At 60.4% G+C, this 15,587-nt stretch carries 16 protein-coding genes; 11 read left to right on the forward strand and 5 right to left on the reverse strand.

The window, feature by feature from the left end:
• The first annotated feature begins 7 nt into the window (after positions 1–7).
• Genes ispD through truD form a run of 3 tightly spaced genes read left to right on the forward strand, consistent with a single transcriptional unit; the run spans position 8 to position 2,240 of the window.
• On the forward strand, positions 8–715 hold the full coding sequence (gene ispD, locus ASF13_RS02445; RefSeq protein ID WP_056232146.1) for a 2-C-methyl-D-erythritol 4-phosphate cytidylyltransferase: 708 nt from the start codon (positions 8–10) through the stop codon (positions 713–715).
• The gene (gene ispF / locus ASF13_RS02450) at positions 715–1,191 is read left to right on the forward strand and encodes a 2-C-methyl-D-erythritol 2,4-cyclodiphosphate synthase (RefSeq protein WP_056232149.1); all 477 of its coding nucleotides are present in this window, start codon (positions 715–717) and stop codon (positions 1,189–1,191) included. The genes ispD and ispF overlap by 1 nt, the downstream gene beginning before the upstream one ends.
• Entirely contained in the window at positions 1,191–2,240 is a 1,050-nt protein-coding gene (gene truD / locus ASF13_RS02455; RefSeq protein ID WP_056232152.1) for a tRNA pseudouridine(13) synthase TruD, read from the forward strand. Before ispF ends, truD begins: the two co-directional genes overlap by 1 nt.
• 168 nt (positions 2,241–2,408) lie before the next feature.
• On the opposite strand, the gene ASF13_RS02460 is transcribed toward truD, so the two are convergent.
• Positions 2,409–2,768: a hypothetical protein gene (locus ASF13_RS02460; RefSeq protein ID WP_056232156.1), complete on the reverse strand. Its 360-nt coding sequence runs from the start codon at positions 2,766–2,768 to the stop codon at positions 2,409–2,411.
• Entirely contained in the window at positions 2,765–3,535 is a 771-nt protein-coding gene (locus ASF13_RS02465) for a sel1 repeat family protein (RefSeq protein WP_056232158.1), read from the reverse strand. Before ASF13_RS02465 ends, ASF13_RS02460 begins: the two co-directional genes overlap by 4 nt.
• Positions 3,536–3,894: 359 nt before the next feature.
• Here ASF13_RS02465 and surE point away from each other — a divergent pair, with 359 nt between their 5' ends.
• From surE to rpoS, 4 genes are all read left to right on the forward strand, one after another.
• On the forward strand, positions 3,895–4,656 hold the full coding sequence (surE, locus tag ASF13_RS02470; protein WP_056232162.1) for a 5'/3'-nucleotidase SurE: 762 nt from the start codon (positions 3,895–3,897) through the stop codon (positions 4,654–4,656).
• Positions 4,650–5,276 carry a protein-L-isoaspartate(D-aspartate) O-methyltransferase gene (locus tag ASF13_RS02475; RefSeq protein ID WP_056232165.1) on the forward strand — a complete coding sequence of 209 codons (627 nt, stop codon included), beginning with the start codon at positions 4,650–4,652 and terminating at the stop codon, positions 5,274–5,276. The genes surE and ASF13_RS02475 overlap by 7 nt, the downstream gene beginning before the upstream one ends.
• A gap of 143 nt (positions 5,277–5,419) precedes the next feature.
• A complete protein-coding gene (gene nlpD, locus ASF13_RS02480; RefSeq protein WP_056232167.1) occupies positions 5,420–6,535 on the forward strand; it encodes a murein hydrolase activator NlpD in 1,116 nt (371 codons plus the stop codon).
• A 50-nt stretch (positions 6,536–6,585) separates the two neighbouring features.
• Complete coding sequence (rpoS, locus tag ASF13_RS02485; RefSeq protein ID WP_056232169.1) at positions 6,586–7,578, forward strand: RNA polymerase sigma factor RpoS; 993 nt, start codon at positions 6,586–6,588, stop codon at positions 7,576–7,578.
• Positions 7,579–7,780: 202 nt separating this feature from the next.
• On the opposite strand, the gene mutS is transcribed toward rpoS, so the two are convergent.
• On the reverse strand, positions 7,781–10,336 hold the full coding sequence (gene mutS / locus ASF13_RS02490) for a DNA mismatch repair protein MutS (protein WP_056232171.1): 2,556 nt from the start codon (positions 10,334–10,336) through the stop codon (positions 7,781–7,783).
• A 196-nt stretch (positions 10,337–10,532) separates the two neighbouring features.
• Positions 10,533–11,513: a LysR family transcriptional regulator gene (locus ASF13_RS02495; RefSeq protein WP_235514929.1), complete on the reverse strand. Its 981-nt coding sequence runs from the start codon at positions 11,511–11,513 to the stop codon at positions 10,533–10,535.
• 60 nt (positions 11,514–11,573) lie between these two features.
• Between ASF13_RS02495 and ASF13_RS02500 the strand changes: the two genes are divergently transcribed.
• The 4 genes from ASF13_RS02500 (at position 11,574) to ASF13_RS23150 (ending at position 14,859) form a co-directional block, all read left to right on the forward strand.
• Entirely contained in the window at positions 11,574–13,013 is a 1,440-nt protein-coding gene (locus tag ASF13_RS02500; RefSeq protein WP_056232173.1) for an NAD-dependent succinate-semialdehyde dehydrogenase, read from the forward strand.
• Positions 13,014–13,036: 23 nt separating this feature from the next.
• Complete coding sequence (locus tag ASF13_RS02505; RefSeq protein WP_056232177.1) at positions 13,037–13,363, forward strand: carboxymuconolactone decarboxylase family protein; 327 nt, start codon at positions 13,037–13,039, stop codon at positions 13,361–13,363.
• Positions 13,364–13,428: 65 nt separating this feature from the next.
• Positions 13,429–14,415: an NAD(P)H-quinone oxidoreductase gene (locus ASF13_RS02510; RefSeq protein ID WP_235514930.1), complete on the forward strand. Its 987-nt coding sequence runs from the start codon at positions 13,429–13,431 to the stop codon at positions 14,413–14,415.
• A 198-nt stretch (positions 14,416–14,613) separates the two neighbouring features.
• Entirely contained in the window at positions 14,614–14,859 is a 246-nt protein-coding gene (locus ASF13_RS23150; protein ID WP_146005437.1) for a hypothetical protein, read from the forward strand.
• On the opposite strand, the gene ASF13_RS02515 is transcribed toward ASF13_RS23150, so the two are convergent.
• A complete protein-coding gene (locus tag ASF13_RS02515) occupies positions 14,856–15,473 on the reverse strand; it encodes a Fic family protein (protein ID WP_056232179.1) in 618 nt (205 codons plus the stop codon). The genes ASF13_RS23150 and ASF13_RS02515 overlap by 4 nt on opposite strands.
• Between the last annotated feature and the right edge of the window lie 114 nt (positions 15,474–15,587).

Here is a 15,587-nt window from a genome sequence, read left to right on the forward strand (position 1 = left end):
TATAACGATGAACCCAGCCTCTTTTCCGCAGGTGATTGCCGTGGTCCCCGCTGCGGGGATCGGCAGCCGTATGCAGTCCGAGCGTCCGAAACAGTATCTCACCATCGCGGGCAAAACCATTCTGGAACACAGCCTGGCGGCGCTGCTGGCGCACCCGGCGGTCAGCCGGGTGATTGTCGCCATCAGCCCTGACGACCGCTGGTTTGCCGCGCTGCCGGCCGCCGGTGACCCGCGCATCAGCGTGGTCACCGGCGGCGGCCAGCGCGCCGATTCGGTGCTTTGCGGCCTGCAGGCGGCGGCAGGGGCTGACTGGGTGCTGGTGCACGATGCCGCGCGGCCGTGCCTGCACCTGGACGATTTAAGCCGCCTGCTGGCGCTGACCAGCACCAGCCAGACCGGCGGCATTCTGGCGGCCCCGGTGCGTGACACCATGAAGCGTTCCATGGCGGACGGCAGCATCGATCACACCGTCGAGCGTGAGGCGCTGTGGCACGCGCTGACCCCGCAGCTGTTCCCGCTGGCGCTGCTGCGCAACTGCCTGCAGCGCGCGCTAAGCGAGGGGGCTACCATCACCGATGAGGCCTCCGCGCTCGAGTACTGCGGCTATCGTCCCGAACTCGTCAGCGGCCGCAGCGACAACCTCAAGGTCACGCGACCGGAAGACCTCGCGCTGGCCGCCTTCTATCTGACCCAATTTGACCAACAGGAGCGCTAATGCGTATTGGACACGGTTTTGACGTACATGCTTTTGGCGGCCCAGGCCCGCTGATTATCGGCGGCGTGCGTATCCCTTACGAGAAAGGGCTGCTGGCCCACTCGGACGGTGACGTGGCGCTGCATGCGCTGACCGACGCGCTGCTCGGCGCGGCGGCGCTGGGCGACATCGGCAAGCTGTTCCCGGACACCGACGACGCCTACAAAGGCGCGGACAGCCGCGTGCTGCTGCGTGAGGCAATGCGCCAGATTGCCGCCAAAGGCTACCGCGTCGGCAACGTCGACGTGACGATTATCGCCCAGGCACCAAAGATGCTGCCGCACTCGCCGCAGATGCGCATCAATATCGCGGAAGATCTCGGCGTCCATATGGATCAGGTCAACGTCAAGGCGACCACCACCGAGAAGCTGGGCTTCACCGGCCGCGGTGAGGGCATCGCCTGTGAAGCCGTGGCGCTGCTGCTGAAGGCCGAATAATGGATCTCGCGAAGCAGGGCTACCTGTACGGTCAGCCGCAGGCCAGCGGCGTGCTCAAGGCCAGCCCGCAGGATTTTGTGGTGGTGGAAGATCTCGGCTACGCGCCGGACGGCGACGGCGAGCAGCTGCTGGTGCGCATCCGTAAAACCGGCTGCAACACCCGCTTTGTGGCCGAGGCGCTGGCGAAGTTTGTCAAAATTCACCCGCGCGACGTCAGCTTTGCCGGTATGAAGGACCGCCACGCGGTAACCGAGCAGTGGTTCTGCATGCGCCTGCCGGGTAAAACTACCCCGGATATGCGCGACTTCGTGCTGGAAGGGGTTGAGGTGCTGGAGAGCGCGCGCCACCGCCGCAAGCTGCGCACCGGCGCGCTGCAGGGCAACGCTTTCATCCTGGTGCTGCGTGAGATTGACGACCGTGACGCCGCCGAACGGCGGCTGCTACAGATCGCCGCCGGCGGCGTACCGAACTACTTCGGCAGCCAGCGCTTCGGCCACGGCGGCAGCAACCTGCTGATGGCGCAGCGCTGGGCGGCAAATGAGATCCAGGTGCGCGAGCGCAACAAGCGCAGCTTCCTGCTCTCCGCCGCGCGCAGCGCGATGTTTAATCAGGTGGTCAGCGACCGTCTGGCGCAGCAGAGCGGGTTAACCCATGTATTGCCGGGCGACGCGCTGCAGCTGACCGGCCGCGGCAGCTGGTTTGTCGCCGACGCCGCCGAGCTGGAAAGCTTACAGCAGCGCGTTAACGCCGGTGAGCTGCGAATTACCGCACCGCTGCCGGGCAGCGGTGAACCCGGCCCGCTGCATGACGCGCTGGCGTGCGAGCAGCAGAGCCTGGCCGGTCAGGAGCCGCTAATCGCGCTGCTGACCCGTGAGAAGGTCGACGCCGCCCGCCGCGCCATGCTGGTGGTGCCGCGCGACCTGCGCTGGACGTGGCTGGACGACCACACGCTGGCGCTGAACTTCTGGCTGCCGGCCGGCAGCTTCGCCACCAGCGTGGTGCGCGAGCTGCTGCGGGTCGGGGATGATGCTAACGGGGCGGATGAGTAATCCCGCTCTCTGCGCAACGCGGTGATGCGTTTATCAGGCCTGCATGAAAATGCAGGCCTTTTTACTGCCCGTCATTCACTCGCGGTGAGAGGGATATCGCCTGGGCCACGTCGGCGGTGACATCTGCTGGCCGGGAGCAGGGCTTTCAGCCTGGCTCAACAGCTGAGTTCACCGGTTCTTTATCAGCGTACCGTTAATCACCGTACAGCTGATGGCAAACAGCTCATCGCGCTGGTAAAACACCACCTCATCGCTGACCCAGTCGGCCAGCACCGGGAAACCGGTTTTGAAGTTAAACCGCGGCAAAATATCGTTATCTTTTATGACGGCGCGCAGCCCGGTGAGCCACAGCCTGCCCTCGGCGATCTGCCAGTCGGCGGTGTAACCGCGCCAGCAGCAGCTGACGGTATCGTTAAGATCGCGCGTCACCTTAATGCAGTGCGTCCGGATATAACTGTTCAGCGGCTCGCTGCGCAGCAAAAACGTCTGGCCGTCGAGGTGCAGACGATCTTTCATCTGATCCGTCATCGGACGGACCTGCCGTTGATGCCCGCCTGCGGCGCTTCACCGAAAAACCGGTCTACCCCCAGCAACGGCTGCGCCCGGTGGCCGTACATCGATTTCGAGACCAGATAGCCGACGATGGTGCAGCGTGCCATCAGGCATTTCTCATCGGGGAACCCGGCTTTAACCATGCTGTAGTAGAGCTGATTCAGCCCGTCGATAATCTGATCGGCGGCGGTGCCCTCCTTCACCCGCTCCAGCCCGCCACCGTAAATGGAGTATGGGATGCCGGTACGGGTGACAAAATCGCGTACGTACTGCGGCGTGCTGTTGCTGGCGGCCTCCAGTTCATACTCGATCACCTGGCTGGTCGCCCCGGATGCCTTACAGACTGCGGCATAAAAGCGGCAGCCGGCCAGCAGGGTCATAAACGGCAGGCCGTCGGCATCCTGGCTGCGCAGGGTAAACTCCGCCAGGTGGATGGTGCCAAGCCCGGCGCGGTCCGCCGCCTCCAGCATAAACAGCAGCTCGTTAGCCTGCGGATGGCCGCCCATCGCCGCCTTGTAATAGCAGTCGGCAGCGATATCGATATCATAAGGGGTGATATGCCCGGCGGCGTAGATCAGCGCCAGATTGTAATAGGCGGAGATATGGCCGCCCGCGGCCGCCCGGCTCAGCAAAGGGTGAGCCTCGTACCAGTTGCCCTGCGACAGCGCGATAACGCCATCTTCATAAGCCTGTTCGGTAGCCTGGTCACTGCTTTTAAAAAAGGGATTGCGGAAAAGCGCCATCGCATAGGCCTGCTGGAGAATATTGTCAGCTATTTTGTGAGCAGGGGCGCAGAAAAACAACTACCAGAAATGAAACCTGTCGCAAAAATGGCCTGGTGAAGCTGCGCGCCGCCACCGGCAGAGTGTGAGCGGAAACATGACCGCGGCCGCCAAAGCTGCGCAGCGAACGCGCAGTCAGCCTGCGTCGGGTTTAAAACCAGAAACTTACACCTACCGCCCGGCGCGTCATCCAGCTAAAATGCAGCAATCAACCCGCCCTCGGCAGGTGTCCATCAGATAAGCGCTCTGCGTTTCCCTGCCGGGCAAGCACCCCTGCGCCGACGGTTTGGCTATCTTTAAATCAACAGGTTAGGTGTTTAATGCGCATATTGCTGAGTAACGATGACGGTATCCACGCGCCGGGTATACAGGTGCTGGCAAAGGCGCTGCGCGAATTTGCCGAGGTACAGGTTGTTGCTCCCGATCGCAACCGCAGCGGGGCCTCCAACTCGCTGACGCTGGAGACGCCGCTGCGCACCTTCACCCACGCCAACGGCGACGTGGCGGTGCTGGCCGGTACGCCGACCGACTGCGTCTATCTTGGGGTGAATACGCTGATGCGGCCGCGGCCGGATATCGTGGTCTCCGGCATCAACGCCGGGCCCAACCTCGGCGATGACGTGATCTACTCCGGTACGGTGGCGGCGGCGATGGAGGGGCGTCACCTCGGGCTACCGGCGCTGGCGGTGTCGCTGAACGGCTTTGAGCACTATGAAACGGCGGCTGCCGTCACCTGTTCGATCCTGCGCGGCCTGCAGCGCGAACCGCTGCGCACCGGGCGTATCCTCAATATCAATGTGCCGGACCTGCCGCTGGATCAGATCAAAGGCATCCGCGTTACCCGCTGCGGCAGCCGCCACCCGAGCGATCGGGCGATCCCGCTGGAGGACCCGCGCGGCCACACGCTGTACTGGATTGGCCCGCCGGGCGATAAGCTGGATGCCGGCCCGGGCACCGACTTTGCCGCCGTGGATGAAGGCTATGTCTCGGTGACCGCGCTGCACGTTGACCTGACCGCCCACGCGGCGCAGGAGGTGGTGGCTGCGTGGCTGAGCAACGTGGAGGTGGGTACTGAATGGTAAGTGGCCGCACCGAGTCGCTGTTGCTGCTGCTGCGCCAGCAGGGCTTTAACGATGAGCTGCTGTTAAAGGCCATCGAAGAGGTGCCGCGCGAGCGCTTTGTCGACGAAGCCTTCGAACATAAGGCGTGGGAGAATATGGCGCTGCCGATCGGTTCCGGCCAGACCATCTCCCAGCCCTATATGGTGGCGCGCATGACCTCGCTGCTGGAGCTGAACCCGGCTTCGCGGGTGCTGGAGATCGGCACCGGTTCCGGCTACCAGACCGCGATTCTGGCCCACCTGGTCGAACACGTCTGTTCGGTGGAGCGAATTAAAGGGCTGCAGTGGCAGGCCAAGCGCCGCCTGAAGCAGCTCGACCTGCATAACGTCTCCACCCGCCACGGCGACGGCTGGCTGGGCTGGCCGTCGCGCGGGCCCTTTGATGCGATCATCGTCACCGCCGCCCCGCCGGAGATACCTAAGGCGCTGCTCAACCAGCTGGATGAAGGCGGCATTATGGTGCTGCCGGTTGGTGAAGATCAGCAGGTGCTGCAGCGCATTCGTCGCCACGGCGGCGAGTTTAAGGTTGAAACCATCGAAGCGGTGCGTTTTGTGCCGCTGGTGCAGGGTGATCTCGCCTGAGTTCCAGGACATTTCTATACAACTGTTTCATGGCAGCTTCCGAATGATGTTGCTAGTATCTGATAACTTTGCGCATCAGGGCGGTGGCCCGGATGGTGTCGCGGTTTACACATTAAAAGAAGTATTGCCGTAATGGGGGATAGATGAGCACGGGAAGCCCAGGATTTAAGTTACGCCGTATTGCAGCGGTGACAGTGGTTGGATTTTGGCTGGCGGGCTGTTCCAGCGACAATACGCAGGCCCCCATCAGTTCCGTTGGCGGTAATGATTCCGGCCGCATGCTCGGCGGGAGTCCGGGTGGCAATATCAGCAGCGCGAACAGCGGTGGCGGCGGTGGCGGTGGTTTTATTCCCGCGCGTCCGCCTTCAATGTCGTCCTCTTCGTCCGGCGGCATGGCCAGTTCAGCCCCGGCCCAGAACGTGGTGACCGAAAACGGTCGCATTGTGTACAATCGCCAGTATGGGAATATTCCGAAAGGTAGCTACGGCGGCGACACCTATACCGTTAAACGTGGCGATACTCTGTTCTATATTGCGTGGATTACCGGCAACGATTTCCGCGATCTGGCACAGCGCAATAACGTCGCCGCGCCTTACGGGCTCAACGTTGGCCAGCAGTTACAGGTGGCTAACGGCTCAGGTACGCCGATCACCGGCGGTAACGCGATCACCACTGCCGATGCGAAAGCCGGTGGGGTAACGCCGCCACCGGTCAGCTCACAAATCGCTCAGCAACCTGTTGCGCGCCAACCCGTAATTACGTATTCTGAGGATTCAGATACGTCAAGCGGGGGCAAAATGCTGCCTTCGTCCGGTACAACTGTTGCAACGACAACAGCACCGGTTACCGCCCCAACCGTCAGCAGTACAACGGACAGCTCCACCCCGGTGGGCAGCTGGCGTTGGCCGACCGACGGTAAGATTATCGATAACTTCTCTGCTTCCGAAGGAGGCAACAAAGGTATCGACATCGCGGGGTCGCGTGGTCAGGCCGTCGTCTCCACCGCCTCAGGTCGTGTGGTTTATGCCGGTAATGCCCTGCGCGGTTACGGTAATCTGATTATCATCAAACATAATGATGATTATCTGAGTGCCTATGCCCATAACGACACGATGCTGGTTCGCGAACAACAAGAAGTGAAAGCGGGCCAGAAGATCGCCACCATGGGCAGTACCGGAACCAGTTCGGTGAGGCTGCACTTTGAAATTCGTTACAAGGGGAAATCCGTAAACCCGCTGCGCTACTTGCCGCAGCGATAGTCCGGCAGAACCTTGCAGTTCTGCCCTTGGATCACGGGTAGGAGCCGCTTATGAGCCAGAATACGCTGAAAGTTAACGATCTAAATGAAGACGCGGAATTCGACGAAAACGGAGCTGAGATTTTTGATGAGAAGGCTCTTGTCGGAAACGAACCTGGTGATAGCGATTTAGCTGAAGAAGAGTTGTTGTCACAGGGTGCAACGCAACGCGTTCTGGATGCGACACAGCTTTATCTGGGAGAGATTGGTTACTCTCCACTATTAACGGCTGAAGAAGAAGTCTTCTTCGCTCGCCGTGCCCTGCGGGGGGACGTACCTTCACGTCGCCGCATGATTGAAAGCAACCTGCGCCTGGTGGTGAAGATTGCCCGTCGTTACAGCAATCGTGGTCTGGCCCTGCTGGACCTGATTGAAGAAGGTAACCTCGGCCTGATCCGCGCGGTAGAGAAGTTTGACCCCGAAAGAGGGTTCCGCTTCTCCACCTATGCCACCTGGTGGATCCGTCAGACGATTGAACGGGCGATTATGAATCAAACCCGTACCATTCGCCTGCCGATCCATATCGTGAAAGAGCTGAACGTTTACCTGCGTACCGCACGTGAACTGTCACACAAGCTCGATCATGAGCCAAGCGCGGAAGAGATTGCGCAACAGCTGGACAAGCCCGTTGATGACGTCAGCCGCATGCTGCGCCTCAATGAGCGCATTACCTCAGTTGATACGCCGTTAGGCGGGGATTCTGAAAAAGCGCTGCTGGACATCCTGGCCGATGAGAAAGACAACGGCCCGGAAGACACCACGCAGGACGATGATATGAAGCAAAGCATCGTCAAATGGCTGTTCGAACTGAACGCCAAGCAGCGCGAAGTACTGGCGCGTCGTTTCGGTCTGTTAGGCTATGAAGCGGCAACGCTGGAGGATGTGGGTCGTGAAATCGGTTTGACCCGTGAACGTGTTCGTCAGATTCAGGTTGAAGGCCTGCGTCGCCTGCGTGAAATCCTGCAGGCACAGGGGCTGAGTATTGAAGCCCTGTTTCGCGAGTAACGCTGCATCAGTCTAAGGTAATGCCAAAAAAAGCGATGACCCCGGTCATCGCTTTTTTTATTGCCTGTTCATACACCCATCCTTCAGGCAATGCTTCTGCACTGGCTGCTCTTATGCATCCCAGTCACAGCGTTTTCTCTGTGACTGGAGATTGATTCGTTCGCCGCCCTGAAACAGCCTGCAGGATGCTATGTATAGCGCGCTACACCAGCGCTTTCAGCCGGTAGATCCACTCCAGCGCCTGGCGCGGCGACAGTGAATCGGCATCCAGCGCTTCCAGCGCTTCCACCGCCGGCGAGGTCTCTTCCACCAGCAGCGGCAGCTGCGAGCCGTCCGCTTTACTGGCTGCGGCGGCACCGGAGAGCGCCTCCAGCTCTTTAAGCTTGTGCCGCGCCCGTTTGATCACCTCTTTTGGCACCCCGGCCAGCGCCGCCACGGCCAGACCGTAACTCTTGCTGGCCGCGCCGTCCTGCACGCTGTGCATAAAGGCGATGGTGTCGCCGTGCTCCACGGCGTCGAGATGCACGTTGGCCACGCCCTCGATCTGGTCCGGCAGGGTGGTCAGCTCAAAGTAGTGGGTGGCAAACAGCGTCATCGCCTTAATGCGGTTGGCCAGGCTTTCGGCGCAGGCCCAGGCCAGCGACAGGCCGTCGTAGGTGGAGGTGCCGCGGCCAATCTCATCCATCAGCACCAGGCTCTGCTCGGTGGCGTTGTGCAGGATATTGGCGGTTTCGGTCATCTCCACCATAAAGGTTGAGCGGCCGGAGGCGAGGTCGTCGGCGGCCCCGACGCGGGTGAAGATGCGATCCACCGGGCCGATCGTCGCCTGCTCCGCCGGCACAAAGCTGCCGATACAGGCCATCAGCACGATCAGCGCCGCCTGGCGCATATAGGTACTTTTACCGCCCATATTCGGCCCGGTGACCACCAGCATACGGCGCTGCGGCGACAGCGACAGCGGGTTGGCGATAAACGGCTCTTTCAGCACCTGCTCGACCACCGGGTGACGGCCGCCGGTGATTTTAATGCCCGGCGCGTCGCTCAGCGTCGGGCAGCTGTAGTTCAGCGCCCAGGCGCGTTCGGCCAGGTTGCTCAGCACGTCCAGCTCGGCCAGCGCGGCGGCGCTCTCCTGCAGCGCTTCCAGATGCGGCAACAGCAGGTCCAGCAGCTGCTCGTACAGCGCCTTCTCCAGCGACAGCGCCTTGCCTTTCGAGGTCAGAACCTTGTCTTCGTACTCTTTCAGCTCCGGAATAATGTAGCGTTCGGCGTTTTTCAGCGTCTGGCGGCGCACGTAGTGGATCGGCACCTGGTGGCTCTGGCCGCGGCTGACCTGAATGTAGTAGCCGTGGATGGCGTTAAAGCCGACCTTTAGCGTATCCAGCCCGAGCTTTTCGCGCTCGCGGATCTCCAGCCGGTCGAGGTAGTCGGTAGCCCCGTCGGCCAGCGCCCGCCACTCGTCCAGCTCGGCGTTGTAGCCGGGGGCAATCACCCCGCCGTCGCGGACCAGCACCGGCGGCGCTTCAATCACCGCCTGCTCCAGCAGCGTGCGCAGTTCGGCAAAGTCGCCCATCTTATCGCGCAGCGCCTGCAGGTGTTCGGTCTGCTCGTCGGCCAGCAGCAGGTTCAGCTGCGGCAGCTGCTGGAAGGCGTGGCGCATGCGCGCCAGATCGCGTGGACGCGCGGTGCGCAGCGCCAGGCGCGCCAGAATACGCTCCAGATCGCCAACCTGACGCAGCAGCGGCGACAGCTCCTCGCTGAAGCTCTGCAGCGCGCTGATGCTCTGCTGGCGGCGGGTAATGGTGGTCGGGTTGCGCAGCGGCAGGTGCAGCCAGCGCTTGAGCATGCGGCTGCCCATCGGCGTAACGGTTTTATCCAGCACCGCGGCCAGGGTGTTCTCCACGCCGCCGGCGAGGTTCTGGGTGATCTCCAGATTACGGCGGGTGGCGGCGTCCATAATGATGCCGTCCTGCTGGCGCTCCATGGTCAGCGAGCGGATGTGCGGCAGCGAGGTGCGCTGGGTATCCTTCACGTACTGCAGCAGGCAGCCGGCCGCGCGCAGCGCGTGGTGCGCCTGCTCAACGCCAAAGCCGCTCAGGTCGCGGGTGGCAAACTGCAGATTCAGCTGCTGGCGGGCGGTATCCAGCTCGTACTCCCACTGCGGGCGGCGGCGCAGCCCGCGGCGGTTCTCAATCAGCGACATGGCGCCAAACTCTTCCGGATAGAGCAGCTCGGCCGGGTTGGTGCGCTGCAGCTCGGCGGCCATGGTTTCCAGGTCGGCCGGTTCGGCCAGGCGGAAGCGGCCGGAGCTGATATCCAGCGTGGCGAAACCAAAGCCGCGCGGGCTCTGCCAGATGGCGGCCAGCAGGTTGTCCTGGCGCTCGTTAAGCAGCGCCTCGTCGCTGATGGTGCCGGGGGTCACGATGCGCACCACTTTACGCTCAACCGGGCCTTTACTCAGCGCCGGGTCACCAATCTGCTCACAGATCGCCACCGACTCACCCAGCTGCACCAGCTTAGCAAGATAGTTCTCCACCGCATGATAGGGCACGCCCGCCATCGGGATCGGCTCACCGGCCGACGCGCCGCGTTTGGTCAGCGAGATCTCCAGCAGCTGCGAGGCACGTTTCGCGTCATCATAGAACAGCTCGTAAAAGTCCCCCATGCGGTAAAACAGCAGGATCTCAGGGTGGTCCGCTTTCAGGCGCAGATACTGCTGCATCATCGGGGTATGGGCGGTGAGTTTAGGGGTATCGTTCATGCGCTGTTTTTACTTAGTCCATTGAAATGTAAGAGGCTTAATGGCGTGAGTTGTGATTATAGGTGGCCATTTTCCGGTTGCGGTTAGTGTAACGTAGCCGGCCTGAAACTGACACCCGTAAAACCGGAAGGCGTCTCGCATAGCGAGGAAAACGTCAGGCTTTCCCCCCCTTTTGTCAGCTGTCGCACCCGCTGCGCTACTCGCGGGTTGACCAGCTAAACGGCTGCCCGATATAAGCGCGTAGCGCATCCATAAAGATGCTCACCCGCGCGGGCGGGTTTCGCAGCGCGCGCAGCGCATAGATCCCCGTTGATGCGGCAGCCCGATCGGACCATTCCGGGCAGATTTGCGTCAGTACACCGGCCTGAATATCGGGGCCAGCCACCCAGTCGGGCAGGTAAGCAATGCCCAGACCTTCGATGGCGGCAAGGCGCATCGCCTCAAAATCATCGCAGCCGAAAACGGGCTGAGCATGGCTGCAGCGTGCCGGATGGCCGAGCACATCGCTCCAGCGCAGCAGGTCGGCCCCGTGCAGCTTGTCGATAAGCCGATGAGCGGCAATCTCGTTCAGCGCCACCGGCGTGCCGGCGCGGGCAAGGTAGGCCGGGCTGGCGCAGAGGACGCGGGTCTGTATGGCGATGCGCGTACCAATCAGCGTGCTGTCTGCCATATCGCCGATGCGTATTACCACGTCAAGCCGCTCCGCTACCGGGTCGGCGATCCGCTCCGTCAGGTCCAGTTCAACGTTCAGGTCAGGATACTGGCGGGCAAGTTGCCCCATCACCGGCAATACGTAGCGCTTACCAAACGTCGGATAACAGGCAACGCGCAGCGTGCCGGTCACGTCACCCTTCATCGAGGCCAGTTCCTGGCGGGCATCATCCAGAGAATCGAGTATCTGCCGCGCGCGGACCAGCAGCGCTTCGCCGGCATCGGTCAGCGTCAGGTGGCGGGTGGAGCGTAAGAACAGCGGCGTTTCAAGGTAGGATTCCAGCGCGTCTATCTGCCGGCCGACCGAAGAGGGCGTGCGCCCGCGCCGACGGCCTGCGCCGGAGAAACTGCTCTCCCTGGCGACATCAACAAATACGCCTAAAAACTCAGCAAACTTTTCTGACTGCATCTGTGCATTCTTTGCATAGCTGTTGTGGGTGATGGCTATCTTATCAGCAATACGCATCTCCCTTAAGCTTCTCCTCACCAGTAAGAGATTACCGATTTATTCTGAGAGGAAGCCCTTATGCAAACGCAACAGTATGATCCACTTTATCTTTTCATCAACGGCCAGTGGCTGACTGCCGAAGACCGTGACACCCTGGCGGTGATCAATCCGGCAAGCGGCAAAACCCTCGGCCGCCTGCCAATGGCAACCCACACCGACCTGAATCAGGCGCTGGTGACCGCCCACGACAGTTTTAACCTGTGGCGTAACACCGTGCCGGATCAGCGTGCACGCATTATGAAAAAAGCCGCCGCTCTTATGCGCGATCGGGCGGAGCATATTGCAACGCTGATGACGCTGGAAGAGGGCAAGCCGCTGGCGGAAAGCCGTGACGAAGTCCAGCGCGCGGCGGACTACTTTGAATGGTTCGCTGAAGAAGCGCGTCGTATTGATGGCCGCGTGGTGCCTGCTAACCGCCCAGGTGTGCAGCAGCTGGTTAAGCGGCAGGCGATTGGCCCGGTGGCGGCGTTTACCCCGTGGAACTTCCCGGCCATTACGCCGGCCAGGAAACTCTCCGCCGCGCTGGCAGCAGGCTGCAGCGTGATCCTCAAACCCGGCGAAGAGAGCCCGGCAACGGCGCTGGCGCTGGCGCGCTGCCTGGATGATGCGGGTTTGCCGAAAGGCGTGCTGCAAATCGTGTTCGGCGTCCCTGACAAGGTTTCAGCAAAACTTATCGCTTCGCCGATTATCCGCAAGGTTGCCTTTACCGGTTCCGTTCCTGTGGGGCGCTTACTGTCTGAACGCGCCGCGGCGGGTGTGAAACCGATCTCGCTTGAGCTGGGCGGTCACGGGCCGGTGCTGGTCTTTGAGGATGCCGATATAGAGGCGGCCGCGGCGGACGGTGCGGCAAACCGCTTCCGCGGCACCGGGCAGATTTGTATCTCCTCAACGCGTTTCCTGATCCAGCGCGGTGCTTATGACCGCTTCGTCGGGCGCTTTGTGGCGGCCACCCGGGAACTGGTAATCGGTGACGGTATGGTGCAGGGCACTCAGGTAGGGCCGCTGGCCAACGAACGGCAGCTGGAGAAAATGGCCGCGCTGGTCGACGACGCGGTAGCACAGGGGGCGGTAGTGCTGACCGGCGGGAAACGCCTCGATCGTCCCGGCTTCTTCTTTGAGCCCACCGTACTGGCCAACGTGCCGCTGAGCGCCCGCATCATGCACGAGGAGCCGTTTGGTCCGATCGCCGTGATGCGTCCGTTTGACACCATCACCGACGGCCTTGAAGAGGCAAACCGGCTGCCTTACGCGCTGTCTGCCTACGCCTTTACCCGCAGCGCGCGGACCGCACTTGACGTCGGGGACGGGCTTGAGGCCGGCATGATTGGCATTAATCAGTACCGCATCATCGCCACTGAACTGCCGTTTGGCGGCATGAAAGAGAGCGGTCACGGTTCCGAAGGCGGGCGTGAAGGGATTGCCCCCTATCTGACCAACAAATTCATCAGCCAGATCTGAGCAGTTAAGCGGAGAATATCATCATGAAACCTATCGACTTTACCAGCCCGCGCGCCGCCGCACGCCCGTTTACGCCTAAACTTGCGGATTTTGTTGAGCAGCCGCTTTACTCCGGGGTCTGGGCCGATCCGGCGCTGGCACCGCGCGATCGCAGCCTGATTACCATCGCCTGCCTGATCGCGCTGAACCATGCGAATGAGCTACCTGCACATCTGCGCCGTGGCATAGAAAACGGCCTGACCGAGTCGGAACTGAGTGAGGTCATCACGCATCTGGCATTTTACGCCGGCTTCCCGGCGGCGATCACCGCTTCTGCCTGTGCGAACGCCACCTTTGCAGAAACCCGATAATGACGTGCCGCCGGACTGTAACCCGCAGACGGCGGCATCACATCACTGACTTAACGGAGCAGACGATGATGAAAGCTATCACCTTTGAAGAATTTGGCACGCCGGACGTACTGAAACTGGCAGAAGTGGAAAAACCTCAGCTGCGCCCGGAGGATCTGCTGATACGTACCTACGCTGCCGGGGTCAACCGCGCCGATCTGACCCACCGTAAAGGGGGGTATGGCCGCCCTGATTTTGGTGATTCGACCCTTATGGGGCTGGAAATCGCCGGAGAGGTGATTGCAACAGGCGATGCGGTCACCGGCTACCGGCCAGGTGACCGCGTGATGGGGATCGTCGGCGGCGGTGCCTATGCGGAATACTCGCGCATTGATTACCGCATGGCGATGCCGATCCCCGATAATCTTGATTATATTCAGGCGGCGGCGATTACCGAGGTGTTTGTCACCGCGCATGAAGCGCTGATACACCTCGGGAAATTAACAGCCGGAGAGTCGGTTTTGATTCACGCCGGGGCGGGCGGAGTCGGTGGGGCCGCGGTCCAGCTGGCGCGCGCGACCGGGGCGACCATTTTTACCACCGTAAAAGCGGCTAATCAGGAGCAGGCCCGCCTGCTGGGGGCAGACTGGCTTATTGACTACCAGAATGAGGACTTCGCAGAGGTGGTGCATAAGGCAACCGACGGTAAGGGGGTGGATCTGATCCTCGACTTTATTGGCGCACCTTACTTTGAACGTAATATTAACGCGCTCGCTTTTGGCGGACGCCTGATTCAGATTGGCATTATGGGCGGCATTGATAACGCTAAAATTCCGCTCGACCGGCTGTTATACCGTCATCTGCACATTGCAGGCACGGTGATGAAATCACGTTCGCAGGACGTTAAGCATGCCATGTCCCGCAGATTCCGCGAGCACTGGCTGGCGAGCTTTGCAAACGGCGTGCTGATCCCCGTTATCGACAGCGTATATCCTTTGTCGGATGCGGCGGCTGCGCATCAGCGTATGGAGGCGGGCCTGAACGTCGGGAAAATTGTTCTGAAGATGGATTGATCTGATAACTGTCAATGTCTACCCGGCCCATTGTTCAGGGAAACCCTCAGCTATCAGCGCATGCTCAATGCTGAGCGGGTTAATAAACCTGCAGGGGGGACACAAAGTGGGGCGGGAAAGTGGCGAAATTCCGATGAACAGGGCAGGGGAAAGCTATTTTGAAGTGCGGCCAGATGAATGATACGCTGGACAGAAGCCGTGAATTTACAGAGAAAGACGGGTATAATTATTGGCAGTGATTTATTAACCGAAACGTGGCTGATGGGAGTGATAATGAGCGAAATTAAAAAAACACAGGCACCCTATGCTGTGCCGTCCCGTGCAGATATTGCCCGCTCTGTTGCCACCTCTACGGCGGTAGAGACCGGTCAGTCATCCGCTAAGATCGAAGCCTCACTTGAAGAAACTCGTAAGAGGTTTTCTCATCTCCGGCTGGCGGTTTAGTCGTTTCTCAATGCTTGCCTGACCCAGTGCTTCATGGGGGCGTAGTTCATTGACATACCGGCATGGATAGCTGAAACATAGCCGGTCTTATTTTGCTCCCAGCTTCGATAATCCAGAGGTTTATATCCTCCCTGAACTGCCATCACATCGGCTAACAACCGCGACAAACGCCCGTTTCCTTCCCTGAACGGATGAACAAGTATCAGTTCCACATGGACGATAGCAATAGCCGCGATAAGCTCTTCTTCTTCCAGGCCGCTGCAGGGCGTGTAGAGCGCAAGATATTTTTCATCGAATTCTTCAAGTAGTTTTGGAAGTTGTGCTGAAGGAGCAAACATAAACCCTCCCTTACTGATGTTGACCGATCTCTCCTGCCCGGCCCACTCATAAATGTTCCCTAGCCAGCGACGATGCCAGTTTTTTAACAGGGCAACATTAATTTTTCCTGTCGGGAATTTTTCTTCAAAAACAGAGTGGTAGAGTTTTTCTAACAGAATAAGTTCAGCGTCGTCAATTTCGTCAGTACGCGAGATTCCCAGCCTGTTAGCCAGAACTTGCTCACCTGAGTCTTTCTCAAACTGGCCTTCACTGTTGGAGACATGATACCGGTTCATGGCGATGTCCTGCGTTAATGAGAGGGAGGGGAAAACAGGAATACTATAACGCTACAGGGTTCTGACGTCTTAAACATGAGGATGATATTCGGGCAAAAGTTGGCTCAAAGGTCG

The sequence above is a fragment of the Erwinia sp. Leaf53 genome (genome assembly GCF_001422605.1).
Classification (GTDB): domain Bacteria; phylum Pseudomonadota; class Gammaproteobacteria; order Enterobacterales; family Enterobacteriaceae; genus Erwinia.